Source organism: Aeromicrobium marinum DSM 15272, from assembly GCF_000160775.2.
GTDB lineage: Bacteria > Actinomycetota > Actinomycetes > Propionibacteriales > Nocardioidaceae > Aeromicrobium > Aeromicrobium marinum.
On the sequence record NZ_CM001024.1, the window covers coordinates 558,476 to 583,423 of the forward strand.

The following is a 24,948-nucleotide window of genomic DNA, read 5'->3' on the forward strand; positions in this document are numbered from 1 at the left end:
GGCAGCCGGGGGCGTGGAGGTGACCACGGGTACCAGCGCCAGGATCACGGTGGCTGCGCCCAGCACAGCAGCCCGAGTGCGAAGGCGTCGGCCCCGGAGGGCTCCTGAGGTGGTCGTCATAAGGTGTCCTTCCAGGCCGACGCCGGTCGGCTCGATGGTGCGGTGTCGTCAGGGGTGATGGGCCGGCGGCCGGACGGCCGCCTCATCGCAGACCCAGCACGGTCAGGGTGTGCTCGGCCATCGCCGCCTCGCCGCGGGCGTTGGGGTGGACGATGATCGGGTTGGTCCCGAGCAGGGCCGGCTCGATCCATCGGTCGGCCGGGCGTTGGCAGGCGTCGTGTCCCTCGGAGATCTCGCTGAAGTCGACGTACACGGCGCCGGTGACCTCTGCGGCGCGACGTATCGCATCGTTGAGCGTCGCCTGGATCGTCCGGAGGTAGGGCACGTCGCCGCGGGCCACCGGCATGAACGGGAAGCACCCCCCGGTGGCCGGCAGGATCCACGGGATCCCGAGGATCGCGACCTGGGCCTGCGGCGCCCGCCCCCGGACCGCCCGCAGGGCCTCGACCAGCGCCGGGTAGGTCGTCGTGGTGATGGTGTCGGCGAACGACGTCCCGTACCGGTGCTGGCAGGGGCTGCCGAAGCCCAGTGTGGTCAATCCGGCCGACCCACAGGCTGCCTGGAGCCGGAGGAACATCAGGCTGTCGTTGAGTCCGATGGTCATCGTGACCAGCTGCGTCGTCGGGCCGAGCGCCTGCAGCTGCGGGGCGACGCCGGGGTACTGCGAGGTCGTGAAGTTCCCGGTGGTGGCCCCACCGCAGGTCACGTCGGTGAGGGCGGCACCGGTGGCCTCGGCGATCAGGCTCGGGTAGTTGACCAGGGACCTCTGGCAGAGCAGCGGTGCCCGGAGGTCGAGCGGGAGGACCCCGGCCGCGGAGCTGAACGAGTCGCCCATCGCGACGTACTCGAGGCCGGGTCGCTCGACCTCGACGCCGGCTCCGACCACCGGCGTTGCGGCCGTGCCGAGGAGCGCCACCAGGGCGGCCGCCGTGCAGAGCAGGATCCGTCTCATGCGCCGATCTCCTCGAGCAGCAGAGGGAGTGCGAGCTCCAGCTCGCGCTGCCAGTAGGGCCAGGTGTGGGTGCCCGCGCCGTACAGGTGGGCGGTCACGTCTGCTCCGACCTGGCGAAGGCGCTCGACCAGCCGCCGGTTCATGTCGCCGATCGGTGATTCGAGGGGGTCGATCAGGCCGAAGCTGGCATCGAGCGGGCCGGGGCGCCCGTTGCCGCTGGAGATGTACACCGGGAGGCCGGTCAGGCGGTCGGCGAGGTCGTAGGGGTTGTGCTCGGCCCAGACCCGACGCGCCGTCAGCGGGTCGCCCCAGACTGCGGTGGGAGCAGAACCGCCGGAGAGGACCAGGCCGCTGGTCAGCAGCGGTCCGCGGAGGTCCATCAGGGTGTGGACGACCCCGCTGAAGCTGGCCGCTGCCTGGAACATCCCGGGATGGCGAGCGGCGTAGGAGAGCGCCCCGAACCCGCCCATCGAGAGGCCGGCCACGGCGCGGCGCTGGCCACCGAGGAAGTCCCGCTCCACGATCTCGCGGAGCTCGGTCAGATGGAAGTCCTCCCACTGCGGACCGCCGCCCAGGCCGTGGTTGCGCCAGTTCGAGTAGAAGCCTGCCCACCCTGCGGCGGGCATGACGACGATGACGTCGCGGTCCTCGACCTGCTGTTCCACGTCGGTCATCCGGGTCCAGACCGTGTGGCCGCTGGCCTCGCAGCACCCGTGCAGCAGGTAGAGGACCGGCCAGGTCCGGGTCGCCGTGGGAGACCAGTCCCGGGGCAGGAGCAGCTTGACCGCGGCTTCGGAGCCCAGCGCCGGGGAGTCGATCGTCAGGTCCACCTCGCGGCCGGGCCGGATCCAGCTCTGGGCGGTCACCTCGGCTGCCACCGGTCGCGCCCCGATGTTCGTCGGGACCGCGGCCGCGGTGCCGCTCACCGGGGACGCGCCGATCAGGGCTGCGCAGAGGAGGGCGGCGACGCCGACCACCAGCGACGTCGACCGACGGCGGCTGCGGTCAGGCTGCGGCATCGGACGGCTCCGGGATGTGGTGTTCGAGCTCGGGATCGGAGGCCGCGCGGCACCCGATAGAGTGGCGTACATGAGCGTACGCAACTCGAACGGTAGGCCTCGGTGGAGTGCTGCGTCAAGAGGTGGGTCCGGGGACCTCTGCCACCGGGGCCGGTACCGTGGCTGAAATGACCGAGCCAGGTGCCATCGTCGAGCGGCTCCCGCACGGGCCCCACGGGCTCAGTCGCGAGGAGGTCCGCGCCTCCCAGCAGCAGCGGATCCTGGAGGCCGTGATGCTCGCCGTGGGCACCCGCGGCTACCACGAAGCGACGGTGGCGCACGTGACGACAGCCGCACGGGTGTCGCGCAGCGCCTTCTACGAGCAGTACTCCGACAAGCGCGAAGCCTTCTTGGCGGCGTACACCGCCTGGGGTCGGCAGTTCTTCGGCGACCTGGTCCGGGCCGGCCAGCAGGCCGGCTCGCTGCGGGAGATCATCGCCGCCAGCGGTGAGGTCCTCGTCCAGAGAGCCCGTCAGGAGCCCGAGGCCAGTCGCGCCTTCATCCTGGAGGTCTACGCGACGGGGGAGCCGGGCCTGCAGGCCCGCGAGGAGATGCTCCGCCTCGGTCAGGACCTCTTCGACGCACTGGCGGCCGACCTGCAGGCTCGCGATCCCGCGGCGGTCCCGCCGGTGGCGCTGGCCGGCCTCGGGGTGATCGGGGCGTCGTTCGAGCTGTGTGCCCACGTGCTGCGCCACCCCGGGGACGTCATGCTGGATCAGGTGAGGGAGGCCATCGAGGACCTCTGGTGGGTCGGCCTGACGGGAGTCTCGGCTCGGTCCCGGCGCGCGGGAGACTCCCGGAGCTGAGTGTTGCCTCGAGGCACGCGTGCGCGATCCGAAGGCGCCGCTCGACGAGTTGACGTCAAGGAATCCTGCAGCAGTTCCGCCCGCCCGGTCTCGTCCTCATGATTGGTCGGGTGTGGTGGTGGCTGTGCACCCGTCGAGGCCGAGGGTCTGCTGGAGCATGATGGGGGCCGGAAGTCCCGGGCCGGGGCAGGGTTCGTGGCCCTTGCCGAGCGCGTGGCCGACCTCGTGGTTGATCACGTAGGTGCGGTAGCCGGAGATGTCATCACCGAAGGTCTCGGCACCGAGGATCCACCGGCGCAGATTGATCACGACGAGGTCTCCGTTGCGGCACGACACCTCTCCGTTCGTCCGGAGCGGCGCGCACAGCTGGTCGGTGGTGGCCGGGCTGGCGAGCAGGACTCGGATCGTGGCGTCTGTGGCGACTCGTCGGAAGGTGAAGCCCTCGCTGGCCCAACCACGAGGTGACGCCAGAGTGGCGTCGACGGTGGTGGCGAAGTCGAGCCCATCGACCTGGACCTGCCCCTCGACCTCGACGGTGTAGGCGAGTCCGACGAGGGGGCCGGGTGGTGTGGTCGGGGCCATCACGGCGAAGGATCCGTCCCCGGCCTCGGTCACGGGGGGTTCGGCCGACGCGGCGGCGGGTGGGGGCGGCGGATGATGCCGGGGAGGCTCGCTGCCCCGGACGGTGGTGGCCTCGACGGTGCTGCGTGCCTGCGTCGGTCCGTCGGAGGCCGACAACCACCAGGCACCGGACCCGCCGATCGTCACGAGGGCGGTCACCGTGGCCGTGAGGAGTACCCGGCGACGACGGAGGTGGAGCGTGCTGCGCCGGCGGTGCCGTGCGTCGCGCGAGCCTCGGCGGCTCACGGCCCTTCGCCCGGCGCCGAGCTCGTCAGCAGGGTCGTCCAGGTACTCCCCCCGTCGGTCGACTCGTGGACCGCTGTCGCGGAGACGGCCAGCCATCGGTCGGCGACGTCCACGGCTTGGATGCCGGGAGGCACGGAGCCGGCTGCCTGCCAGACACCGTCGGTGCTCGACGTCAGCACCTCACCGCCGGGGGTGGCGACGACGAGGGTCCCGTCGGGCGTGATGTCGATGAAGCCCACGGCCTCGGAGGGGCCATCAGCGGCAACCCATGCCCCGCCGCTGGCGGTGGCCAGCGCACCTGCTGCGTCGACGCTCCAGACGGTGCCGTCGGGTGCGACGGCGAGATCCCGGACCTCACCGGCGGCCACGGTCTCCCACGTGGTGCCGTCGGTCGTCGAGATCACCCGGCCCGACAGTGCGTCGTAGGCCATGATGAGGTCGTCGGCCGTGTCCATCGCGTGCAGATCAGCCTCGCCGGACAGACTCACCGCGTCCCAGGTCCGTCCGGCATCAGTGGAACGGATCAGGCCGAGGTTCGGCGGAAGGTCCTCGCGCAGGTCCGGGTGCCCACTGCCGAGGAACGTGTCGGGGCCCGCGGCGGTGAAGCCCATCGTGTCCTGGACCCGGCCGGCCATCCGGATCCCGGTGTTGGCGGTGGGATCGAGGCGGTAAACGCCGGCATGGGCGGCGACGTAGACGGAACCGTCGGCGGGATTCGTGGCGACGCCGTGGACATGGCCGAAATCCTCGAACGGGACACCGGTGACGTCGGCCCCCGGGGCGTCAGCAGGGGGCGAGCCGGCGCACGCGACGAGGAGCAGCAGCGGGATCAGGACGGCGGACCGCGAGGTCGTGCGGAGCATGGGTCTCCTTCGGGGTTCGGTGGTTCCTCGGGGTGCCCTGACGAGTCAGGGCACCCCGGGCCGGCCGGTGGGTCAGGACGCGAGGAGGTCCTTCATCCGCGCGATCTCTGCCATCTGGGTCCGCTCGATCTCCTGTGCCAGGGCGATGGCGTCGGTGAACCGGCCGTCGGACTGCTCCCGGACGGCCATCTCGAGCGCGCCCTCGTGGTGTTCGATCATCTGCTCCAGGAACAACCGGTCGAACTCCGGGCCGGTCGAGCCCCTGAGGTCCGACATCTGCTCCGGGCTCATCATCCCGGCCATCTGTCCGTCACCGCCGTGGTCCATGCCGGACATGTCGCCCATGTCGCCGGGGACGTCCTCGTCCCAGTCGTCGAGCCAACCGGTCATCAGGGCGATCTCGGGGTCCTGGGCCGCGATGATCTCGTCGGCGAGAGCCAGGATGTCGGGGTCGGTCGAGCGGGTCGCGGCGAGGTCCGACATCTCCACGGCCTGTCGGTGGTGCGGAATCATCTCCTGGGCGAAGGTGACGTCGGCGTCGTTGAAGTCGCCTGCGGAGGTGGAGTCGGAACCGGAACAGGCGCCGAGCACGAGGGCGGCGGCGAACAGGGTCGACAGAGTGAACTTGCGAATCATGGGAATCCTTCGTGGGGAGGGGGGACATGGGTCGTGGTCCGGGCCTTGCCCGGGCAGACCTCTCCTCAGCAGCGCAGGATCGCCAGTCGTTGGTTGATGTCGACAGGGGGAAGCAGTTGGACCGCGGGGAGGTCCCATCGAGGCATCCGAGGCAGGGCCCACAGGACCCGCGTCGAGCGGCCCGAGGCCAGGGTCAGGACGGCGAACGCAGCCAGCATCGACAGGCACACGGCGATCGCCCCGCACGCCACCGCGCTCTCCGACGTCGGGTGGTGGGAGTCGCCCGGGTGGCTCTCGTCCGCCATCACGACGACCGCGGCGGCGGGATCGGCCGGAGCGTGGTGCTCCTCCGTCAGCTGGGCCTGGTGCATCCCCACCAGCCCCAGGAGCAGCAGGGAAAGGACACACATCTGTGTCCAGCGTCGTCGGCCTAGGCGGCTGACGGTCGCGCTCCTCCTCATGGTGGGCAGTCTAGGCACCCGCCCACAAGGCCGCCATCGCTCGGGCCTGACATCGTGGTGCCTCGTCCGAGGCTGCGTCCCACGTCAGGCGAGGGCGAGGAAGAGCTTCTCCATCTTCTTGGCGTCGACGCCACCGGGTCCGTCGCCCTCGGTGAGGCAGTGCTGCATCCCGGTGGAGACGATGGCGTAGCCCGCCCGCGCGAGCGCCTTGTCCACGGCGGCCAGCTGCGTGAGGACGGACTCGCAGTCCGACCCCTCCTCCATCATGCGGATGACGCTGCCGAGGTGGCCGTGCGCCCTCTTCATGCGGGTGATGATGGCCTTGATCTCCGTGGGCTCCAGGCCCATGGCGTCGGGGGAGGGCATCAGGCCCTGCTCACGGCCTCGAGCGCCCCGGAGAGGCGCGCGCGGGCGTCGGTCGCGACCTCCCGGAGGGCGCTCGGCGCGTCGTTGGCCATCGTGATCATGGCCTGGGGGTCGAAGGCCTCGACGACGGTGGTGTCGCCGTCGCGTCGCACGACGACGTTGCAGGGCAGCATGGCGGCGATGGAGGGATCGGCCTGCATTGCGGCGTGGGCGAGCTGGGGCCGGCAGGCGCCCAGGATGATCTGCGGCTCGACGTCGACGTCGAGCTTGGTCTTGAGCGTGGCCTTGATGTCGATCTCGGTGAGCACGCCGAAGCCGGCCTCGGCCAGCTGGTCGCGCACCAGCGCCACGGTGTCGTCGTAGTCGTGGCGGCTGGTCACCTTCATGGTGAGGTCGGTCATGGGTCCTCCTCGCGGTCGGTCGGGCAGGTGCCCACCGTCAGCGTACAACCCCCCTGGGGGATGCGTGGAGGCCGTGACGCGCGGCCCCGGAGGGATCCTCGAGCCCGGTCCTGCGCGAGAAGCTCCGCAGGGGACCGCCGGGTCAGTTCGGCAGACCGAACAGGTAGCGCAGCAGCGGCTCGGGCTTCAGCGGCACCTGGCCCACGGCCGCCTCGACCGGGCCGAGCCGCTCGCACGGCTCGTTCGCGGCACACTGCCGGAAGCGGGTCATCCCGCCGAACGTGCCGGTGAAGATGGACCCGTCCGGTCCGATCGTCGTCGCGGCGTAGAAGCTGTTCGACGTGGGCAGGGGCGTGGTCGGAACCGTCAGCGTGACCTCTCCGGTGTCGAAGTCGAGCCCCTCCAACGTCCACACGCCGCCCCGAGCTCCGATGCCGTAGAACATGTTGGTGGCGACGCTCATGGTCGGGATGCCGTTGGGGATCGAGACGTCAGGGTTCGACCAGACCGTGTCGCACTCGCGCGTCTCCGGGTTCCAGTCGACGCGCTCGATCCCACGCGGCACGTTGCCGGGCAGACCGCTGAGCAGCTGGGTGAAGGTCTGCAGCTGGGCCGGCACCAGGCTCAGCACGGAGTTGAGGCCCTGGAAGTTGTTGACGACGACCGCGCTGTTGCCTCGGACCAGCACCGACTGTTCGCTCAACGACGGCGATCCTGGTGCCTGGCCGTACGTGATGGGGACCTCGCAGGCGATGCGGGGGTCCGCGCCCGGCCTGATCGGCTCCCAGTCGGCCGGGATCTCGTCGCGCCACATGAGGTCGAGGTGGACCTGCTCCTGTCCGTCGGTGATGACGACGAACCGGTCGTCGCCGGCACCCGTTCCCATGAGCGACGGGGTCGAGCCCGAGCCGCCTCCGAGCCGTCCCGCACCGGTCAGCCCCGCACCCTGGTACTCGGTCCGCCAGACCTGCTCGAGCCCGTCCTGGTCCTCGTCGAACCGGTAGAGCGCGCCGCTGGTGACGACGAAGATGCCGCCGTCCTCGTCGGCCGCGATCGAGTTCGAGACGTCCTCACGAGCGTCGGCGGGCAGGCTCGCGCAGTCGGTGCCGTTGATCGACAGGATGCGGAGACTGTCGGCATTCATCGCCTCGGGTGACCTCGCCACGGTTCCGACGATCCCGTTCTTCGTGGCGAACGCGACCCGTCCGTCGTAGGTCATGGTGATGCCCACGAGCTCGTCGTCGCCGCACCGGGCCTGCTCGGGCAGCTCGAAGACATGGAGCCGGGCAATCGACGAGCTGCGCTCGTCCGGGTCGACGTCGCCGAAGATCTGGATGCTGTCGCCCGTGCCGACGATGAAGCGGTTGTCGGCGTCGACCAGGTTGTACGCGCCGGACACACCCGGACGGACGAACGCGTTGCCGCCTTCCAGTCCCGGCACGTACTTGTCGATCAGCTGGTTGGTCTCCGGGTCGATCTTGAGGATCTCTCCGGTGAAACCGACGGTCGAGGCCCAGATGACCCGCTTGCCGTCCGGGTACTCCGGGGAGAAGTTGATGAACACCGGTGCACCGGTGGCGCCCACCTGGGAGACGCCGATCCGGTCGGCGGGTCCGGTCGGCCCCGGCAGGGGCGACGAGCCCTGGGCGTAGGAGTTGCGTTGGGCGGCCGGCCACGGGGAGTCTGCGAGGAACGGGTTGCAGAGCGGTTCGTTCCCGTCAGCGGCAGGGATCGGCGTGCACGTCGGCGTCGACGCAGGCGTGGTCCCGCTCGCCGCCACGGCACTCGCCTGCGGCGAGAAGGTGAGGGAGACGGCAACCATGGCGAAGGACGCCAGTACTGCGGCCCCCGCCCGTCCTTCGGCTCGGTGGTACCGGGTCGACTCGTGAATCCTCACGCCTGGTCCTCTCGACGGATGCTCCGTGGCGGCATCGTCACTCCATGTGAGGTCACATGACGTCAGATGCTCTTCCGGGAGTATGACCGGCACCACACTCGCCGTCAAGGGGCTGCTGAGACCGGCGTCACGTCACGGAGGCAGCGAGCAGCTCGCAGAACGTCGTGGCATGAGCGACGATCTCGTCGACGGTGCCCGGGATGTCCCCGGCCTGCCAGGCAGCCAGCAGCTCCAGCAGGCCGCCGATCGCCATCCGGACGCGCACGAGGAAGTCGTCGTGGTCGATGCCGGCCGCCAGGAAGGGCTCGCCGAAATCAGCGACGACCGCGACACCCGTCAGGCGAAGGTCCCGTTGACGACTCGTCAGGACGGCGCATCCGGCGCTGTCCCCGAAGAGTATCCGGGCGTCGTCAGGATGGGTGGCCAGGTGACTGATGTAGGTCGCGATGCCCGACCTCAGCCGGTCCCGCGGAGTTTCGTCCTCGTGCGTGGCGAAGTCGGCCACCACCACGGCGAGAGCACGCTCGTTGGCCTGGTCCCACAGCGCTGCCAGGAGGTCGTGGACGTTGCTGAACTCGGCGTAGAAGTAGCGGTCGGTCAGCCCGGCCCTGGAGCAGACGGCTCGCATTGAGACCGCGGCCCACCCGTCGGCGATCCAGATCGCGGCGCCCGCTTCCAGCAGCCGGGTCCGACGCTCGTCCCGGCGTTGCTCGGCCGTCTTGCCGCCGTACAGACCGGTACTGGCTCGGGTCGGGGCCATGCAGGATCTCCGGTTCAGGAGGAACGGGCTGGTGACGTCATGCTAGACGTCCCCAGCCCGTCCCCAGCCCGTCCCCCGCCTACCGCGGCTCGCGACGTGCGATCAACTGCACAGGTCGACCGGGTCCAGGCCGAAGATCCCGAAGTCGAGCAGGTTGAAGCCCTTGACCGCCAGCACCCGGTTTCCGCCGCACTCGAGTGTGCCTGCCAGCTCCTGCTCGATCGCCCCTCTGAGGAGGAGCAGATTGACGATCCGATACCCCGTGATCCAGAGGAAGCGGTCCTGGGCGCGTGCCGGGTTGCTCACTGACCCGAGCCGGAGCGAATCCACCGCCCCGAAGGTCACGTTGCCGATCGTGAACGGCTGGTCGTCGCTGTCCACGAACACGGCGATCCTCGGAAGGGCTACACGGAAGATCTCTCTGTCCGGTCCCTCCGTGGTGTCGACGGCCAACTCGCGGAAGCGGAGGTCCTCGACTCGGATCTCGCCGTCGTCGGTATCGACCGCGGCGTTGACGGTGACGAAGTCGCTCGTGTGGCTGGAGACGGCGTCGATCGAGAGATGGGGGGTGTAGCCGTTCCCGTCCGGCCGTTCGCGGCCCTCGTCGCGGCGACAGGCCGGACCGCGGTCGAAGCACAGGCTCAGGGTCTGCGGGAGTTTCGCGATCGAGAGGTCCAGGTCGGGCAACCCTTCGAGGTCCCGGATCTGGGCGACAACGGATTCGACGCTGGTGTCACCGGGAGCAGACGACGGATCGCCGATGAAGGTGACCACGATGGGGCCACCGGCGGGATCGGTGCTGCTGACGGTCTCGCCGGTGGTGTCAACCGAGAGGTTCAGCGACGGGGCGACATCGGCGATGGCGACCTGGACCTGCGGGTCGAGTCCGTCGGCGGCCGGCAGGGCGTCCAGACGCAGGCCGACGTCGAGGGCGTCGATGCGTGCCGTGGCGTCGTAGTCGACCTCGATGATGCCATCACGAGGCCGCAGCAGGTCGATCGACAGACTGCTGGGAATCTCGTCGATGGTGACGGTGGCCGTGGTGCGCGAGTCCGCCGTGACGTCGGCGTCGTCGCCGTCCCTGTCGATGACCGCCTCGACGACGACTGTGCCGGTGCTCGGTTGGGTCAGCGTCGCCGAGAGATCCTTCCGGGGGTCGGCGATGCCCACCTGGATGAGCGCCGACTGTGGAGAGGTGAGGTAGTCGAGGCTGATGGCCGTGGCCTGCTCGGGTGCGGCGACGTCGCCGTCGACGAGGTCTGCGATCACGGCGATCCGCGAGCCGAGATCGGACTGCGCCAGGCTCAGGTCCAGCTCCCCGTCGAGGAGGCTGGCCAAGCGCGCGGTGAGAGTGAACTCGCCCGGAGCCCGGTCGGCGCGAGCGTCGTAGCCGAAGGAGATGGTCTCGGCCGGCAGGTTTGCTCCGACGATCGGACCGAAGTCGGAGAGCACTGCCTCGACCGACACCGGCAGCGGTCCGGACTGCAACGGGTGCGCCGTGACGGTGAGACCCACCTGTCCGTCGGCCGCCAGGCCGACGGTGGCAACGAGATCAGGCGCCGGGTCGCCATCGACATTCAGCGAGGTCGGCACTCCCACGGTTGCGGCGTGCATGCGGGTCGTGACGCCGTCGTCGCTCTGGAGCTCGGTGCGGAAGGACAGATCGAACGGGCAGGCCGGGAGGCCGAGCGCGCCGCCGATCCCGCCGGCCGCGTCGCACGCCGCGTCGGTCACCGGGCCGGTCACGCCACCCACGGCCCCGAGGACGGGAGTGAGGATGGGATCGAGGACGGGGTCGAGAAGGGATCCGAGAACGGTGGAGAGAAGGTTCCCGCCCGCGTTGAGTGAGTCGCCGGACAGACGCACAGCGGGTGCCGCCTGCGCCGTCTGTACCGTGCCGGCCCACAGGGGCATCACGGCCACGAGGGTCACGACTGCGCGAGCAGGTCGGTTTCGGATGAGTCGCATCCTGGGTCCACCTTCTGTCGGTGCAACGAGAGGAGCGGTGTCACGCTCCGCGCGAGTGAGGCCCACGCGAGATTATGATGGCGCTTGCCATCACTGATGGCAAGCGCCATCAGTTTGAATGTGTTCGCGGTAGGGAGGCGCACGGGGTGGGCGGACGCCGTACCAGTCGGTGAACAGCTGCGTGGACACCGGGAACTGGGAACGTCACTCCGGTCGATGCGGCCCCTCGGGCAGACTGCTGGAGTGTCCGACCCGCTGCGCAGCCTGCTCGCCGCACCGCCCGACCTCCCGGTCGTCGCGGGGCTGGCCGATCTCGAGCAAGCGCTCCGCACCCGCGGCGTCGCGGTGGTCCAGGCGCCGCCCGGCACGGGCAAGACGACCCTGGTCCCACCCGCGGTCGCCGCGGTCGTCGCCGGACGCGTCGTCGTCACGCAGCCCAGTCGCATCGCCGCCCGCGCTGCCGCTCGTCGGTTGGCGCACCTGCTCGGAGAACCGGTGGGGGAGACGGTGGGGTATGCGGTCCGCGGAGACCGGCGTACCAGCCAACGGACGCGGGTCGAGGTCGTCACGACGGGCCTGCTGCTCCGGCGGATCCAGCACGATCCCGAGCTGGTGGGCGTCGGCGCCGTCGTCCTCGACGAGGTGCACGAGCGCCACCTCGACGCCGACCTGACCCTGGCGTTGCTCATCGACGTCCGGACCAACCTGCGCGAGGACCTGTCCCTGGTGACGATGTCGGCCACGGTCGAGGCCGAACGGACGGCCGCCCTGCTCGCGAGCGGCGACGAGGACGCCCCGGTGATCAGTGTTCCGAGTGCCCTGCACCCGGTCCGATCCGTCTGGTGCCCGCTGCCCCCGGCGGCACGCCGCACCGACGACCGAGGGATCACCCCGGCCTTCCACGACCACGTGGCCACCACGGTGCGTCGCGCGCTCGCCGAGCACGAGGGTGACGTCCTGGTGTTCGTGCCGGGTGTCGGCGAGGTCGAGGCGACGATGCGTCGGCTCTCCGGCGTCGACGCGGACGTGCACGCCCTGCACGGACGTCTCTCCGGCGCCGAGCAGGACCGCGCACTCAACGAGGGTCCGCGTCGGCGGGTGATCGTCTCCACGGCCGTGGCCGAGTCGTCACTGACGGTGCCCGGCGTGCGCATCGTGGTGGATGCCGGGTTCTCGCGCGAGCCGCGCACCGATCACCGTCGCGGGTTGTCCTCCCTCGTCACCGTCGCCGTGAGCCGGGCAGCGGCCGAACAACGAGCCGGTCGGGCCGGACGTCTGGGACCGGGCGTCGTGCTGCGCTGCTGGTCCGAGACCGAGCACGCCCACCTCGCCGCCCACCCGGACCCCGAGATCGTCACCGCGGACCTGACGGCCTTCACCTTGGAGCTGGCGTGCTGGGGGAGCGCCGACGTGCGCGACCTCGCGTTGCTCGACCAGCCGCCTGAGCATGCCCTGTCGGCAGCCAGGCAGGTGCTGGTGGACCTGGGAGCGATCACTGAGGACGGGACGGCCACCCCCCGGGGTCGGGTGATCGCCGGCGTGCCGGTCGACCCGAGGTTGGCGCGGGCGCTCATCGACGGGGCCGGGCTCGTCGGGGCACGACGTGCGGCGGAGGTGGTCGCGATGCTCAGCGAGGATGTCCGGGCCCCGGGCGGGGACCTGGTGGCTGCGCTCCGGTCCCTTCGTGCGGGCCGGCGGGCAGACGCGTGGCGCAGCCAGGTCACCCGGCTGGAGGCCATCGTGAAGGAGCAGGGAGCTCGGTCGCCGGACCACGCCCGAGCACTGACCGATGACGTGGCCGTGGGGCTGGTGGTGGCCCTTGCGCACCCGGACCGGATCGCGCGCAAGCGCTCCGGCGGCTCGAGCTACCTGATGACGTCCGGGACGGGTGCGGCACTCGATCCGCGTGATCCGGGGCCGCTGGCCGGGCTGGAGTGGCTCGCCATCGGCGACGCGGACCGGCGGTCCGGGGAACGTGAGGCCCGGATCCGGGCGGCCGCCCCGCTCACCGAGGACCTGGCGCTGGAGGCGGCGGGCTCGCTGTGGACCGAGGTCGACGAGGTCACCTGGACCGACAGCCGGGTGCTGGCTCGCCGGCGCACGCTGCTGGGCGCGATCGAGCTCGGCTCCGTCGCGATCGGCGATCCGCCGGCAGAGGCCGTGACCGCGGCCCTCCGCGAGGCGCTGGAGAGTGAGGGACTCGGGCTCCTGAGCTGGTCGGAGGCGGCCACGGCCCTGCGCGCCCGCCTCGACTTCCTGCACCGGACCCTCGGTGGCCCGTGGCCCGACGCGAGCGACGAGGCCCTCACGCGGAACCTGCAGTCGTGGCTGGGTCCCCAGCTGACGCGGGTCCGCTCCGCCCAGGACCTTCGTCGCATCGACGTCGGGGCCGCCCTGCGGGGGTTGGTGCCGTGGCCCCAGGCGGGCCGGCTCGACGAGCTGGCCCCCGAGCGGGTGGAGGTTCCCAGCGGGTCGAGCGTGCGGATCGACTACTCCCAGGAACAACCGGTGCTGGCCGTCAGGCTGCAGGAGGTCTTCGGCTGGGCCGCCGTGCCGGTGCTCGCGGACGGCAGGGTCCCGCTCCTGCTGCACCTGCTCTCACCCGCCCGGCGCCCCGCCGCCGTGACGGCCGACCTCGACTCCTTCTGGGACAACGGCTACCCGGGGGTGCGTGCCGACCTGCGCGGCCGCTACCCCAAGCACGCCTGGCCCGAGGACCCCCGCAGCGCGACCGCCACCCGGCGCACGAACCCGCCCCGCGCTCCTCGGTGAGGCACGGGCGTCATCGTCGACGGACGGACGGAGCAGGACCGGCACCCGTGTCCTGCTACCCCGGGACCCGCCCCGTCTCGTAGGCCCACATGGCGACCTCGACGCGGTTGCGGGCGCCGAGCTTGTTCATGAGTGCGGCGACATGGGTCTTCACCGTGCTGAGGGTGATGTGCAGCTCGTCGGCGATCTCGGCGTTGGTGCGGCCGCGGGCGACGGTGAGCAGCACCTCCTCCTCGCGCTCGGTGAGCGGTTCGATCGGCTGGGCCGGCGGGGTGGCCCGCTCGAGGCCGGCCAGCGTGGTGAGCAGGCGGCGGGTGATGTCGGGGGAGATGAGCGCGTCGCCGTTCGCGGCCGCGTGGATCGCCTGGACCAACAACTCCGGTCCGGCGTCCTTGAGCAGGAAGCCGCGGGCGCCCGCCTTGAGCGCACCGTGGACGTACTCGTCGAGGTCGAAGGTCGTGATGATCACGATGGCCAGGGGGTCCTCGACGCCCGGGCCGGCGAGCCGCCGGGTGGCCTCGACACCGTCGATGCCGGGCATCCGGATGTCGAACAGGCACACGTCGGGGCGCAGCCGACGGGCCACGTCGACTGCCTCGTGGCCGTCGGTCGCCTCACCGACGACCTCGATCCCGGGCTGCGCGTTGAGGATCATGGTGAGTCCGGTGCGCACCAGCAGCTGGTCGTCGGCGACCACCACCCGGGTCGTCATCGCGGCACGTCCCGCGGGAGGGTCGCGTCGACGGTCCATCCGCCGGCCGGGTCGGGGCCGGCTTCGAAGGTGCCGCCGAGCAGCTTGGCCCGTTCGGCCATCCCGAGCAGTCCGTAGCCCATGGGCGTCGTCGGGCGGGCTGCCTCTCCGTCGTCGTGCACACGCAACCGTACGACGCCGACGTCGCCGGTGACCTCCACCGTGACCGCCGTGGCGTTCAGCGCGTGCCGGATCGCGTTGGTGACCGACTCCTGGCAGATCCGGTAGACCGCCGTGTCGACCGGTTGCGGCAGCCCGTCGAGGTCGCCGGCGCGATGCACCCGCACCGTCGGGCTCATCCGGCCCAGCTCGTCCAGGTCGCCGACGCCGCGCTGCGGAGCGTAGTCGGCCGGTCCGCCGTCGCCCCCGTCGACCGCACGCAGCACGCGGACCATCGTGCGCATCTCGTACAGGGTCCTCGACGCCTCGGCCTCGATCACCGCGAGGGCCTCGACCGCCGATGCCGGGTCGGTGGCCGCCACCGCGCGTCCTGCCTGGGCCTGGATCGCGATGGCCGACACGTGGTGCGCGACGGTGTCGTGCAGCTCGCGGGCGAGCTCGCCGCGCTCGAGCGTCCTGACCTGCTGCACCTCGCGCTGGCGGGCCACCGCGCGGTACCGCATGGCGGCCCCGAGGGCGAACGACGCGACCAGCACGGTGGTGCCGCCGACCACGTCGCCGAGACTTCCACTGGCCGCGAGCCCCAGGCCGGCGGGAACGGCCACGACGGCCGTCCCGACCAGGGCCTCCGGGCCGGATGCCCAGCGGTACAGCGCGTACGGCAGCAGCAGGACGGCGGCCATGGTGTTGAGCCCCACCTCGTCGGCGTCGCCCAGGATTGTCGGCAGGAGCAGGACCATCGCCCCGCCGAAGCCGACCGCCGTCGCCGGCAGCGGATGGGTGCGGCGCCACAGCAGGACCGGGATCACCAGGAGCGCGACCGCAGCGGCCAGCGGGCGCATCTCGAGGTCAGGGCGGAGGACCGCCTCGCCCGCGGCCGTGACCAGCAGGGCGCCGACCAGAACCCAGTCCCACCACGCCCGCGCCGGCGGCTGCGGGGCGCGGGGCTCGGCGAGGACCGAGCGGAGGAAGGCGGTGAACATCCCTGCAGCCTAGACAGCGGCAAGCGCCCGCGTACCGGGCACGAGCACGAGGCATCTCTGGTCCTTTCGGCCGAGCCGGTTCCCGGTCCGGAGCCCGATGTGCGGGGGTCCCCGCGCCGACACGGTGGACGCATGTCGAATCTCCTCCACCGGCTCGGCCGGTCCGCCGCCACCCGTCCCTGGGTCGCGATCGGCGCGTGGGCCGTGCTCGCGTTCGTCGTCATCGCCTCCTCCGTCGCCTTCGGTCGTGACCTGGAGGAGAGCTTCGAGGCCCCCGGCCTCGACTCCTACCTGGCAGCCGAGCTGCTCGACGAGGCCAGCGCGGACGAGGGCGGCCTCACCGCCCACGTCGTGCTGCAGGCCCCGGACGCTGCCGCCGAGCTGCCGCCGGTGCAGGCTGCCCTCGAGGCGCTCCCGCGGGTGATCAGCACGACCAGCACCTTCTCGCCGGACGGCACCATCGCGCTCGTGCGGGTGCAGTACCCGACGATCGACCGCCTGGACGCCGCCGACCTGGACCTGCTCAAGGAGGCCGTCGCCGACCTGCGCGACGACTCGTCGCTGACCCTGGAGACCGGAGGTGACCTGTTCTTCGCGTTCGAGGAGGCGCCCACCGGCCTCGGCGAGGTCGCCGGGATCGTGGTCGCGATGATCGTGCTGCTGGTCGCCTTCGGGTCGTTCGTCGCGATGGGGCTGCCGATCGGCATGGCGCTGTTCGGTCTGGTCGTCGGCTTCTCCTCGATGGCGTTGGTGACCTACCTGATCGACATCCCGGCCTGGGCGCCCCAGCTCGCGGCCATGGTCGGTCTCGGCGTCGGCATCGACTACGCGCTCTTCCTTGTCACCCGGCACCGCGAACACCTGGCCCAGGGGATGTCGGTCCCCGAAGCAGCCGGTCGGGCGCTGGCGACGGCCGGGCAGGCGGTGATCTTCGCCGGCGGCACTGTCGTCGTGGCGATCCTCGGGCTGCTGTTCGCGGGGATCCCGTTCGTGAGCGGCGGCGGTATCGCCATCTCCGTCATGGTGTTCGTGATGGTGCTCGCCTCCGTCACCCTCCTCCCCGCGCTGCTCGGCCTGACCGGGGAGAGGATCAACGGGCGCCGGCGCAGGCCGCACCGTCCGAGCGCCGGCTGGTACCGCTGGGGGACCCACGTGACCCGTCACGCGACGGCTTACCTCGCCGGCGGCGTGGTCCTCATGGTCGCGCTGGCCGCGCCCGTCCTCGCACTCAACCTCGGATTCCCCGACGACGGGACCAAGCCCGAGTCGAGGACCGAGCGTCGCGCCTACGACCTCATCGCGGAGGGGTTCGGTCCCGGGGCCAACGGGCCGCTGGTGATCGCGGTCGACATCTCCGGCGGCGGGTCCGTCGTGGCTGCGCTGACCGCGGCGGTCGCGGCCGACCCGGGCATCACCGCTGTCGGCGACCCGGTGGTCGACCGTGCCGCGGGCGTCGCGACCCTGGTGGCGCAGCCGACCACCTCGCCCCAGGACGAAGCCACGCAGGAGACCGTCGCGAGACTGCGCGGCGAGGTGTTCCCGGCGGTGCTCGACGGCACCGGGGCCACGGCTCACGTCGGCGGTCAGACCGCCACGTTCGCCGACCTGGGTGACCGGGTCCAGGAGCGGATGCCGCGCTTCGTGGTGGCCGTGCTGGTGCTGTCGTTCCTGCTGCTCATGGTGCTGTTCCGGTCGGTGCTGGTGCCGCTGAAGGCGGTGGTGCTGAACCTGCTGAGCGTCGGCGCGGCCTACGGGGTGCTCGTCATGGTCTTCCAGTGGGGCTGGGGGGCCGGGCTGATCGGGGTGGAACAGGCCGTGCCGATCGTGTCGTTCATCCCGCTGTTCATGTTCGCGATCCTGTTCGGGCTCTCGATGGACTACGAGGTGTTCCTGCTGTCACGGGTGCGCGAGGAGTACCGCCGCTGCGGCGACAACACCCGGGCGGTCGTGGCGGGGATCGCCGGCACCGGACGCACCATCACCGCGGCCGCGCTGATCATGGTCGCCGTCTTCTCGGGCTTCATCCTGGGCAGCGACCCGGTCGTGAAGATGATGGGCGTGGGGCTGGCCACCGCGATCTTCCTCGACGCGACCGTCGTCCGTCTGGTGCTCGTCCCGGCCACCATGAAGCTGCTCGGCGACGCGAACTGGTGGCTGCCGGGGTGGCTGGACCGCCGGCTCCCGCAGCTGGACCACGAGCCGGAGGATGCGCCGGTGACCGTCAATGCTTGAGGGTCGGGTCCCACCGGTTCGCGATCAGCTTGAAGCTGGGGGTGTCCTCGAGCGAGGTCATCGACTCGTAGATGCGTTCGTACGCGGTGGCGGCGATCCGCCACGTGCCGCCGGCGTCCCGCTGGTAGCGGTCGGTGTAGTAGCCGGCACCGCGGATGATGATCGCGAAGTCCGGGACGATCACGGTGTCCTCGAAAGCCCACGAACCGGTCGCGGTGTCGCCGTCGAGGTCGATCTCCGGGTGCTGGGCGACGTGGACGGTGATGACGCCCGGGCCGAGGTTCTTCGCCATGAAGTCCACGACGTCCGCGCGGTTGTCGTGGTGCACGGGCTGGTCCATGGCCTGCGTGCCGTAGCGGGCGCTGACGTCCTCGGTGAGACAGTCGCCGAACTCGTCCCAGAGCTTCAGGTCGAGCGTGCGGAAGTAGCGGTGCTTGAGGCGCTTGATCTCTTCGATCGCGACGAGGTCCATGGGGGCAAACCTAGAACGTGTTCTAGGTTTGCGGAAGGGGCCGGCCGGTCACGGGCTGACGTCAGGCGGTCTGCTCGCCGAGCCGCGGGAACGGCTCGAGCGAGAAGACGACCTCGACCGGTACCTCGAAGAACGCGGCGATGCTGAGCGCGAGGTGCAGGCTGGGGCTGAACTCGCCGCGCTCGAGGTAGCCGATGGTCTGGTAGTGCACGCCGACCCCGTCGGCCAGGTCCCGCCGCGAGATGCCACGCTCGGCACGCAGCATCGCGATGCGCTGGTGCACGACCTCGCTGCTGGGGGCCACTCAGCCCCACCCCTGCATCGCCTTGGCCTTGCGGCTCTCGACCGCCGAGCCGGACTCCTTGCGGGCCATGGCCCGCAGCACCCGGGGTGCGACGAGCAGGCCCAGGACGGCGTAGGCGCCGAGCACCCCGAACATCGTCAGGGTCTGGAACTGCCCGCCCAGCTCGGCCGCTGCGGCGGCGTCGGGCAGCAGGGCCTCCCGCATGCCCGCGCCCAGCCAGTAGACGGGGAAGGCCTGGGCCACCGGATGGAGCCAGTCGGGCATGCCGGTGATGGGGTAGAAAATGCCGGAGATCGCGATGAGCGCGATCATCGGCAGGAAGGTCAGGCCGAAGCCCGCACCGGCCGACTTCACCGAGGCCCCGACGACGGCGCCCCACGGCATCGTGGCGAGCATGCCGAGCACGAACACCGCGAGCAGCATCAGCCAGCCCGTGATCGGCACGTCGGTGAGGCCGGGCAGGAGGAACAGACCGGCGACGAGGAAGACCACCAGCCCGAGAGCGGTGTTGAGCACGGCCAGGGTGACCCGGGCGACGAGATAGGCGAGCATCCCGTGCGGCGTGGACTTGGCCCGCAGGAGCGTGCCGTCCTCGCGTTCGACGGCGAGCATCTGCGCGGTGCCCATCCAGCCGCCCATGACGACGTTCATGCCGATGAGCCCGGGCAGGGTCGCGACGGCGAGTGAGAACCCGGTGGACCCGAGCTCGGAGTCGCGCTGGAGCACGAGCACGGCGATGAAGATGCCGTTCACCACGACGATCCAGATCTGGTCGGCCCGGTTCGTCAGGCTGTGCACCGTCTCGATCCAGCCACGCCGCACGCCCAGGCGTGCGGCGTGCAGCAGTGTGCTCGACAGGGTCGTCGGGCCGCTCATCGCACGACCTCCAGCGGTTGCTCTCCCGCCGTCGGGTCGGTCTCGAAGCGCTGGACCAGGGCCATGTAGCTGTCCTCCAGGGTGCTGCGGCGGACCTCGAGGTCGCCGATGGCGTCACCGTGCTGCTCGAACAGCTCGCGGACGAAGCGGGTCGCGTCGGCGGCCGCGTGGACGTAGTGCTCGCCTCCCCGGCTCCACCGCACCTCGGTGCGGCCCTCGACCTCGCGCGACAGCTCTGCGGCGCTGCCGTTGGCGACGATGCGGCCACCGGCGAGGATCAGGATGCGGTCGGCGAGCTTCTCGGCCTCGTCGAGGTCGTGGGTCGTGAGCAGGATGGTGGTGCCCTCCAGGTCGGCGAGCCGGTGCACCACGTCGTGGAACTCGCGCCGGGCCTGCGGGTCGAAGCCGGTGGTGGGCTCGTCGAGGAACAGCACGTCGGGTCTGCCCACGATGCCGATCGCGACGTCGAGGCGACGTCGCTGGCCCCCCGACAGGGACCCCGCCTTCTGGTGGGCGTGCTCGGTGAGGCCGACGGTGGCCAGCAGCTCGTCCACGTCCATCGGGCGGGGCCGGGTGGGAGTGGAGAACGGCGCGTAGTACGCGCCCAGGTGGGTGAGCAGCTGCCGCACACCCCAGCGTCCGTGGTCACGCCACGACTGCTGGACGATGCCGAGCCGGGCCCGCCACGTCTCGTCGGCCGTGGCCGGGTCGAGGCCGAGCACGGAGACCTCGCCGTCGGACCGGTGCCGGAAGCCCTCGAGGATCTCGATCGTGGTGCTCTTGCCGGCACCGTTGGGGCCGAGGAGCGCCAGGACCTCACCCGGCCGGGCGTCGAACGTGACGCCGTCGAGCACGACCTTGTCGTTGTAGCTCATGCGCAGGTCGTGCACCGCCATCACCGGGTCAGAGCCGGGGGACTGGGGACTCATGGAACGAAACGTAGCATGAATGCTATTTCTGCGGCAGGGACTCGAGCGTCGCTCCGGCCGCCTGTCCTCAGGCCTGGCCGGTTCGGCCCCGGCGCACCAGGGCCGCCACGCCGAGCGCGAACAGCACCAGTCCGCCGAGCAGGAGCGCCAGCGGCGGTCCGCCGGCGTCGGGGACCGGATCCGTCGCGCGGTCCGGGGTCCGGTCCGTCGCGATGTCAGCCGCCGAGCCGTCGGCGATCGGCCGCCCGTCGATGCCGAACACCGCGCCCGGACGCCCGGCATTGTCGCCTCGGTCGTCACCTTGGCCGGGGCCATCCTGGCCGTCGACAAGGTCGCCTCCCGTGACGACTGACGCGACCTCGGTGCCGGCGAACCGCACCGTCACGGTCGCGTCGTCGTCGCCGTCGAGGGCGCAGTACCGGTAGGTGTCGTCACGCCGCAGGTGCGGCTGGCCGAACCCCTCGAGGACGGCCTGGGCGCTCGTCCCCGGCGTGATGGCGTCGAACGAGTCCGCCTGCCGACGCAGCTCCGGCTGGCGGCAGGCGTCGTTCCCGATGCCCTCGGCGCGCTCCCACATCTGCAGGTAGGCCTCCGGGCCACGCACGAGGTCAGCGTCGATGTCGTCGCCGGCGAGCCGCCGCAGGTCCTCGATCCAGTCCGGGTACAGCCCGTAGTGGGCGACGCCGTCGACGTTGACGTCGTAGACGCGCTCACCGGAGCGCTGCTGGTCGACCTCGACACCGAACAGGGCGGTGAACGGGTACTCGACCGGGTCCTCGGCCTCCGCTCCTCGGGGCGCACCCTGCAGGCCGAGGCCGTTGGTGTCGGCGCCGTAGCCCATGCCGAAGTAGTAGTCCGGATCCATGTCGTCGACGTGGCCGTGCCACTCGTCTACGAACCCGGTGCTGTCGCCGGCGTAGGAGTTCACCATCCCGCCGAGGGAGAAGATGCGCGGGATCGCCTCGGGGTCGGACCACGAGTGGCTGGAGATGACGCCGGAGTAGCCGAGCTGCTCGAACTCGTCGAGGGCTTCCGACCGACCCTTGGCGCTCATGTGGTCGACGTCGTAGATGATGTTCCGCTCGACCATCTCGGCGAGCATGAAGCGGCCCATGTCGGTCAGGCCGCGGGAGTTGCAGTGCGGTGCCGGCCCGTAGAGCGGCAGCGCCACCGGGAGCGGGTTGACCTCTCCGACGACGCCGAACAGCTCCCCGACCAGCTTCGCGAGGCTCGGCTCGGGGAGCGCGTCGGGATTGAGCTGCGCGTTGTCGGCCGGAGCGCCGTCGGCGCACGCCCGCATGTCGAGGAACGTGCCGTTGTGCAGGAAGTTGCCGAGGTTCGTCACCACGCCGAAGGTGCCCTCGTCGCCCTTGACGCCGGAGAACGCGTTGTCGAACTTGTGAGTCGGGACCATCTGGCGGACCCCGAGCTCGGACAGCTCGTCGAGTCCCGCTTCGACAGCCTCCTCGGTGCACTCCGAGGCGGGTGAGTCCAGGATCGTGCGGCAGCCGAACAGGGTGCTGCTCTCGGTGCCCAGCACCACGGCGAGCTTGCCCTCGTTGATGACGGCACGGGCCTCGGCCGGAGTGGTCACCACGCGGTACCAGCCCAGGCCTGGCCCGCCGCTCTGCGCGTCGACGTAGTTCGCGAAGTCGCGGGTCTGCTGGGCCTGGGTGCGGATGGAGTCCAGGTCGGTGCAGGTCTTGTTGGGCCCGGGGTAGGCGGCGCACAGGGTGCTGTTCTCGACCAGCAGGTTCACCCACAGCCGCTGTCCGCCGCGCCAGGCCCGCTCGACCCACCGGAAGTACGTGCCCTCGTGCGTGAGGGAGTCCCACGCCGGCCAGTCGGCGAACGTCGGCCAGCCGATGGGATCGTGGGACAGCTTGTTGCTCAGCACGATCTCGGGCAGCGCGAGCTGACCCTGGGTCGTCAGGTGGTCGTCGCAGTCGACCAGGGCGAACTTCACGCCGTACGGGTGCCACGGCCGGCCGCAGTGGATGTTGCCGCCGAGGAAGCCGTACGCCATGTGGTGGATGTGGTCGTCGAGGTAGCCGCGGACCTCCTGCAGCGCCGACGTCCCGGCGAAGACCGGGCCGTCGACGTTGAGCTCGATCTCGTCCCACGGCGCGCAGCCGTCGGTGAGCCGCAGGTCGAACGGGGTCGCCTCGCCGACGCCGACCGAGCCACCACTGACCGTGAGGAAGGCGCCGGGCTCGCCGATCACGAACCCGTCATCGGTGAGGTCGACCGTCCACTCCGCGTCCGGGCTGGGCAGGTCGGCGGCCTCGACGCCACCGGAGCGCGAGACGAAGGCCTCGGCGGGGTCGAACAGCAGATAGCGGCCGAGCTCGGTGGCCTGGAAGTGGAAGCCGGTGGCGTCACCCGCCTCGGGACTCACGGTGTAGCCGCCGCCGTCGGCGGCGACCACCCAGTCGCCGTTCGGGTCCTGCAGCGTGTAGCAGCCGCCGGCCATCGCGTACCGGTCCTGCGGCACCTGGCTGCGCGGGGGCGGCTCGGGCGCCTGCACCAGCCGGGGGTGGGACTCCGTCCGCTGCTCAGCGGCCTCGCGCGGGCCCACCGGCTCGAGGTCGACAGCGGCCGCGGACCCGCCGCCCAGGACGAGGGAGACGCTGACGGCCACCGCCGCGACCAGTCTCGTATGACGCACATCACAGACTCCGAGCATCCCGGCACCCTAGCCCGAAGGGCCGCTGGTCGGAGGCGGTTTCAGGTCGTGGGTGACCGGTCCGTCCCACGTTCGATGCCCTTGCGCCAGGCGCTGAACGAGGTGAGCCGCTGCTCGACCGGCCGGGCCAACCAGGGCCAGGGGTGCAGCGCAGCGATCGGAAGGCGTGGTGCCCGCCGGGCGAATCTCGGCACCGGGGCGAACGTGACCGCGACCGGCGTGCCGGCCAGCTCCTCGGTGACCCGGCCGAGGCGCACCTCGACCTCGCGCCGCTCCGCCAGGTCGGCCAGGCACTCGGTGAGGAACACCAGGCGCTTGCCCGACAGCTGCCACGACCGCAGCAGGGGCTCGTCGAACACGAAGACGACCGGCAGGTCCGGGTGAGCCGTGAGCGCGGGGTCGGCGTCTCCCAGTGACTCCGCGGTCAGCCAGACGGCGGCCGGGTCACCGTCGACGACGGGGGACTTCGGGCCGGGTCCCGAGGCGCCCGCCGCCCGACCGGCGCGGACCGGGCTGTCCTCGACCGCGGGGCCGGCCTGGGCCTCGGGCCACTCCTGCACGGGGCAGGCCTCCCTCAGCACGCACGAGCGGCACAGCTGCGGGGCCCGCTTCTCGACCTGCCACCGACTGAAGCCGTAGGGTTTACCGGTCCCGGTGCCGACCGTCCACTGCCAGCCCAGACGGTTCGCGGCCCGTGAGCCGTCGAGCAGGTGTCGGAAGAAGTCGTCCTCGCCGTCGCGCCAGTGCCGGCCGTGCCGCACCGTCCAGTGCGAGGCCCACCACATGCGGGTCTGGTTCACCAGCCAGCCGTCGTCCTTCAGCTCGCGGCGCACCGCAGCCGTGCACGCCATCTGCTCGTCCCACTGCGGGTCCGCTGCCGGGCGGGGTGGGTCGAATCGCAGTGGCTCGGCCGTCGCGGTCCCCAGTCGGGCGTAGAGGTGACGCGCGTACTCCTGCCACAGCAGCTCGTCGCGGTAGCGGCGGCGGTCCGACGCGGGAGCGTCGGTCACCGCGTCCCACACCGTCGGCAGGTCGAGCAGTCCGTGACGGATGTAGGGGGACATCCGGCTGGCGCCACGCGCCCGCTCGGGGAGCACGGTGGAGCGTGAGCGCGAGTACCCGGTGATGTCGAGCGTGGCGAGGGCTCCGTCGGCCGCCGTCTGGCCACCGCGGTGCCCGCCCGGCCGGATCCCCTCCGGGCCCTCGAGGGTCAGGTGACCCAGATGGGTACCCACCCAGGCCAGCAGGGCGTCGGTGTCGTCGACGTGGGGCAGCGGCGGGAGGGCAGGCACCTGACCAGCGTGGCAGCGGATCGGCCTCGCGACGAGTCGAGCGTCCCGCTCCGGCGATCAGCCGTTGCGCCGCGTGTCACCGACCCACGTCGACGGTGGATCGCTGGAGGGGAAGGACTCCTCGGACATCTCGTCGGCCAGGTCGTCGGCGTCCCAGGTCGCGTCCGGCTGATGGTCACCGGACTCCGGACGCATACGCATCGGGGCGTCGCCCCGTCCGCCGGCTCGGCCGTCGACCATGGCGGCCCACGCCTGTTCGGCCGACTGCGGTGGTTCGTCGGGCCCGGTGTCCTCGTCCGGCCAGGGCGATGGGGCCTCGTGCGATGTCGTCATGGCCACCTCTTCCTCGTCACCGGCTCCGTACCCCGGTGGTCGT

At 71.4% G+C, this 24,948-nt stretch carries 23 protein-coding genes; 3 read left to right on the forward strand and 20 right to left on the reverse strand.

The features are described from left to right. Positions 1 to 202: 202 nt before the first annotated feature. Both HMPREF0063_RS03030 and HMPREF0063_RS03035 read right to left on the reverse strand, forming a co-directional pair. Positions 203 to 1,072 (reverse strand): SGNH/GDSL hydrolase family protein, encoded by an 870-nt coding sequence (locus HMPREF0063_RS03030; RefSeq protein ID WP_007077181.1) that lies wholly within the window; start codon positions 1,070 to 1,072, stop codon positions 203 to 205. Continuing rightward, positions 1,069 to 2,091, reverse strand: coding sequence for an alpha/beta hydrolase (locus HMPREF0063_RS03035; protein ID WP_007077182.1), 1,023 nt, complete (start codon positions 2,089 to 2,091; stop codon positions 1,069 to 1,071). Before HMPREF0063_RS03035 ends, HMPREF0063_RS03030 begins: the two co-directional genes overlap by 4 nt. Before the next feature lie 167 nt (positions 2,092 to 2,258). Between HMPREF0063_RS03035 and HMPREF0063_RS03040 the strand changes: the two genes are divergently transcribed. After that, a complete protein-coding gene (locus HMPREF0063_RS03040; RefSeq protein WP_007077183.1) occupies positions 2,259 to 2,936 on the forward strand; it encodes a TetR/AcrR family transcriptional regulator in 678 nt (225 codons plus the stop codon). 96 nt (positions 2,937 to 3,032) lie between these two features. On the opposite strand, the gene HMPREF0063_RS16915 is transcribed toward HMPREF0063_RS03040, so the two are convergent. The 9 genes from HMPREF0063_RS16915 to HMPREF0063_RS03085 form a co-directional block, all read right to left on the reverse strand. Next, positions 3,033 to 3,716 (reverse strand): DUF3152 domain-containing protein, encoded by a 684-nt coding sequence (locus tag HMPREF0063_RS16915; protein WP_245527731.1) that lies wholly within the window; start codon positions 3,714 to 3,716, stop codon positions 3,033 to 3,035. Positions 3,717 to 3,799: 83 nt separating this feature from the next. After that, on the reverse strand, positions 3,800 to 4,666 hold the full coding sequence (locus HMPREF0063_RS03050) for a WD40/YVTN/BNR-like repeat-containing protein (protein ID WP_007077185.1): 867 nt from the start codon (positions 4,664 to 4,666) through the stop codon (positions 3,800 to 3,802). Positions 4,667 to 4,738: 72 nt separating this feature from the next. After that, positions 4,739 to 5,302 (reverse strand): DUF305 domain-containing protein, encoded by a 564-nt coding sequence (locus HMPREF0063_RS03055; protein WP_007077186.1) that lies wholly within the window; start codon positions 5,300 to 5,302, stop codon positions 4,739 to 4,741. A 65-nt stretch (positions 5,303 to 5,367) separates the two neighbouring features. Beyond that, entirely contained in the window at positions 5,368 to 5,712 is a 345-nt protein-coding gene (locus HMPREF0063_RS03060) for a hypothetical protein (RefSeq protein ID WP_007077187.1), read from the reverse strand. Positions 5,713 to 5,847: 135 nt separating this feature from the next. Further along, the gene (locus HMPREF0063_RS03065; RefSeq protein WP_007077188.1) at positions 5,848 to 6,129 is read right to left on the reverse strand and encodes a metal-sensitive transcriptional regulator; all 282 of its coding nucleotides are present in this window, start codon (positions 6,127 to 6,129) and stop codon (positions 5,848 to 5,850) included. Beyond that, entirely contained in the window at positions 6,129 to 6,530 is a 402-nt protein-coding gene (locus HMPREF0063_RS03070; RefSeq protein WP_007077189.1) for a DUF302 domain-containing protein, read from the reverse strand. The genes HMPREF0063_RS03065 and HMPREF0063_RS03070 overlap by 1 nt, the downstream gene beginning before the upstream one ends. 142 nt (positions 6,531 to 6,672) lie before the next feature. After that, positions 6,673 to 8,352 carry a hypothetical protein gene (locus tag HMPREF0063_RS03075; RefSeq protein ID WP_040320062.1) on the reverse strand — a complete coding sequence of 560 codons (1,680 nt, stop codon included), beginning with the start codon at positions 8,350 to 8,352 and terminating at the stop codon, positions 6,673 to 6,675. A 202-nt stretch (positions 8,353 to 8,554) separates the two neighbouring features. Then, on the reverse strand, positions 8,555 to 9,187 hold the full coding sequence (locus HMPREF0063_RS03080) for a TetR/AcrR family transcriptional regulator (protein WP_007077191.1): 633 nt from the start codon (positions 9,185 to 9,187) through the stop codon (positions 8,555 to 8,557). Between the two features lie 102 nt (positions 9,188 to 9,289). Further along, positions 9,290 to 10,933, reverse strand: a complete 1,644-nt coding sequence (locus HMPREF0063_RS03085) for a hypothetical protein (RefSeq protein WP_156794026.1) — start codon at positions 10,931 to 10,933, stop codon at positions 9,290 to 9,292. 438 nt (positions 10,934 to 11,371) lie between these two features. On the opposite strand from HMPREF0063_RS03085, the gene hrpB reads away from it, so the two are divergent. Beyond that, positions 11,372 to 13,927, forward strand: a complete 2,556-nt coding sequence (hrpB, locus tag HMPREF0063_RS03090; RefSeq protein WP_007077193.1) for an ATP-dependent helicase HrpB — start codon at positions 11,372 to 11,374, stop codon at positions 13,925 to 13,927. Between the two features lie 55 nt (positions 13,928 to 13,982). Here the strand turns inward: hrpB and HMPREF0063_RS03095 are convergent, their stop codons facing one another. Together HMPREF0063_RS03095 and HMPREF0063_RS03100 are read right to left on the reverse strand one after the other, a co-directional pair. Further along, a complete protein-coding gene (locus tag HMPREF0063_RS03095; RefSeq protein ID WP_007077194.1) occupies positions 13,983 to 14,639 on the reverse strand; it encodes a response regulator in 657 nt (218 codons plus the stop codon). Further along, complete coding sequence (locus tag HMPREF0063_RS03100; protein ID WP_007077195.1) at positions 14,636 to 15,781, reverse strand: sensor histidine kinase; 1,146 nt, start codon at positions 15,779 to 15,781, stop codon at positions 14,636 to 14,638. The genes HMPREF0063_RS03095 and HMPREF0063_RS03100 overlap by 4 nt, the downstream gene beginning before the upstream one ends. Before the next feature lie 132 nt (positions 15,782 to 15,913). Here HMPREF0063_RS03100 and HMPREF0063_RS03105 point away from each other — a divergent pair, with 132 nt between their 5' ends. Then, the gene (locus HMPREF0063_RS03105) at positions 15,914 to 18,013 is read left to right on the forward strand and encodes an MMPL family transporter (protein ID WP_007077197.1); all 2,100 of its coding nucleotides are present in this window, start codon (positions 15,914 to 15,916) and stop codon (positions 18,011 to 18,013) included. Here the strand turns inward: HMPREF0063_RS03105 and HMPREF0063_RS03110 are convergent. The 7 genes from HMPREF0063_RS03110 to HMPREF0063_RS03140 all read right to left on the reverse strand — a co-directional run bounded on the left by HMPREF0063_RS03110 (position 18,003) and on the right by HMPREF0063_RS03140 (position 24,905). Then, on the reverse strand, positions 18,003 to 18,485 hold the full coding sequence (locus HMPREF0063_RS03110; RefSeq protein WP_007077198.1) for a nuclear transport factor 2 family protein: 483 nt from the start codon (positions 18,483 to 18,485) through the stop codon (positions 18,003 to 18,005). The two genes, HMPREF0063_RS03105 and HMPREF0063_RS03110, sit on opposite strands and share 11 nt — an antisense overlap. 61 nt (positions 18,486 to 18,546) lie before the next feature. Beyond that, on the reverse strand, positions 18,547 to 18,789 hold the full coding sequence (locus tag HMPREF0063_RS03115; protein ID WP_007077199.1) for a helix-turn-helix transcriptional regulator: 243 nt from the start codon (positions 18,787 to 18,789) through the stop codon (positions 18,547 to 18,549). After that, positions 18,790 to 19,665: an ABC transporter permease gene (locus tag HMPREF0063_RS03120; RefSeq protein ID WP_007077200.1), complete on the reverse strand. Its 876-nt coding sequence runs from the start codon at positions 19,663 to 19,665 to the stop codon at positions 18,790 to 18,792. It abuts the gene before it with no gap. Then, complete coding sequence (locus HMPREF0063_RS03125) at positions 19,662 to 20,594, reverse strand: ABC transporter ATP-binding protein (protein WP_007077201.1); 933 nt, start codon at positions 20,592 to 20,594, stop codon at positions 19,662 to 19,664. The genes HMPREF0063_RS03120 and HMPREF0063_RS03125 overlap by 4 nt, the downstream gene beginning before the upstream one ends. Positions 20,595 to 20,661: 67 nt before the next feature. Then, complete coding sequence (locus HMPREF0063_RS03130; RefSeq protein WP_050760895.1) at positions 20,662 to 23,235, reverse strand: hypothetical protein; 2,574 nt, start codon at positions 23,233 to 23,235, stop codon at positions 20,662 to 20,664. Positions 23,236 to 23,321: 86 nt separating this feature from the next. Beyond that, the gene (locus tag HMPREF0063_RS03135; RefSeq protein ID WP_007077203.1) at positions 23,322 to 24,572 is read right to left on the reverse strand and encodes an FAD-binding domain-containing protein; all 1,251 of its coding nucleotides are present in this window, start codon (positions 24,570 to 24,572) and stop codon (positions 23,322 to 23,324) included. Positions 24,573 to 24,629: 57 nt separating this feature from the next. Further along, on the reverse strand, positions 24,630 to 24,905 hold the full coding sequence (locus HMPREF0063_RS03140) for a hypothetical protein (RefSeq protein WP_007077204.1): 276 nt from the start codon (positions 24,903 to 24,905) through the stop codon (positions 24,630 to 24,632). Positions 24,906 to 24,948: the final 43 nt, after the last annotated feature.

What these genes read in the sequence shown, in the direction of transcription:
- HMPREF0063_RS03030 (WP_007077181.1), bottom strand. Translation starts at nt 1,072, where the DNA reads ATGAGACGGATCCTGCTCTGCACGGCGGCCGCCCTGGTGGCGCTCCTC.
- HMPREF0063_RS03035 (WP_007077182.1), bottom strand. Translation starts at nt 2,091, where the DNA reads ATGCCGCAGCCTGACCGCAGCCGCCGTCGGTCGACGTCGCTGGTGGTC.
- HMPREF0063_RS03040 (WP_007077183.1), top strand. Translation starts at nt 2,259, where the DNA reads ATGACCGAGCCAGGTGCCATCGTCGAGCGGCTCCCGCACGGGCCCCAC.
- HMPREF0063_RS03050 (WP_007077185.1), bottom strand. Translation starts at nt 4,666, where the DNA reads ATGCTCCGCACGACCTCGCGGTCCGCCGTCCTGATCCCGCTGCTGCTC.
- HMPREF0063_RS03055 (WP_007077186.1), bottom strand. Translation starts at nt 5,302, where the DNA reads ATGATTCGCAAGTTCACTCTGTCGACCCTGTTCGCCGCCGCCCTCGTG.
- HMPREF0063_RS03060 (WP_007077187.1), bottom strand. Translation starts at nt 5,712, where the DNA reads ATGTGTGTCCTTTCCCTGCTGCTCCTGGGGCTGGTGGGGATGCACCAG.
- HMPREF0063_RS03065 (WP_007077188.1), bottom strand. Translation starts at nt 6,129, where the DNA reads ATGCCCTCCCCCGACGCCATGGGCCTGGAGCCCACGGAGATCAAGGCC.
- HMPREF0063_RS03070 (WP_007077189.1), bottom strand. Translation starts at nt 6,530, where the DNA reads ATGACCGACCTCACCATGAAGGTGACCAGCCGCCACGACTACGACGAC.
- HMPREF0063_RS03075 (WP_040320062.1), bottom strand. Translation starts at nt 8,352, where the DNA reads ATGGTTGCCGTCTCCCTCACCTTCTCGCCGCAGGCGAGTGCCGTGGCG.
- HMPREF0063_RS03080 (WP_007077191.1), bottom strand. Translation starts at nt 9,187, where the DNA reads ATGGCCCCGACCCGAGCCAGTACCGGTCTGTACGGCGGCAAGACGGCC.
- hrpB (WP_007077193.1), top strand. Translation starts at nt 11,372, where the DNA reads ATGCGGCCCCTCGGGCAGACTGCTGGAGTGTCCGACCCGCTGCGCAGC.
- HMPREF0063_RS03095 (WP_007077194.1), bottom strand. Translation starts at nt 14,639, where the DNA reads ATGACGACCCGGGTGGTGGTCGCCGACGACCAGCTGCTGGTGCGCACC.
- HMPREF0063_RS03100 (WP_007077195.1), bottom strand. Translation starts at nt 15,781, where the DNA reads ATGTTCACCGCCTTCCTCCGCTCGGTCCTCGCCGAGCCCCGCGCCCCG.
- HMPREF0063_RS03105 (WP_007077197.1), top strand. Translation starts at nt 15,914, where the DNA reads ATGTCGAATCTCCTCCACCGGCTCGGCCGGTCCGCCGCCACCCGTCCC.
- HMPREF0063_RS03110 (WP_007077198.1), bottom strand. Translation starts at nt 18,485, where the DNA reads ATGGACCTCGTCGCGATCGAAGAGATCAAGCGCCTCAAGCACCGCTAC.
- HMPREF0063_RS03120 (WP_007077200.1), bottom strand. Translation starts at nt 19,665, where the DNA reads ATGAGCGGCCCGACGACCCTGTCGAGCACACTGCTGCACGCCGCACGC.
- HMPREF0063_RS03125 (WP_007077201.1), bottom strand. Translation starts at nt 20,594, where the DNA reads ATGAGTCCCCAGTCCCCCGGCTCTGACCCGGTGATGGCGGTGCACGAC.
- HMPREF0063_RS03140 (WP_007077204.1), bottom strand. Translation starts at nt 24,905, where the DNA reads ATGACGACATCGCACGAGGCCCCATCGCCCTGGCCGGACGAGGACACC.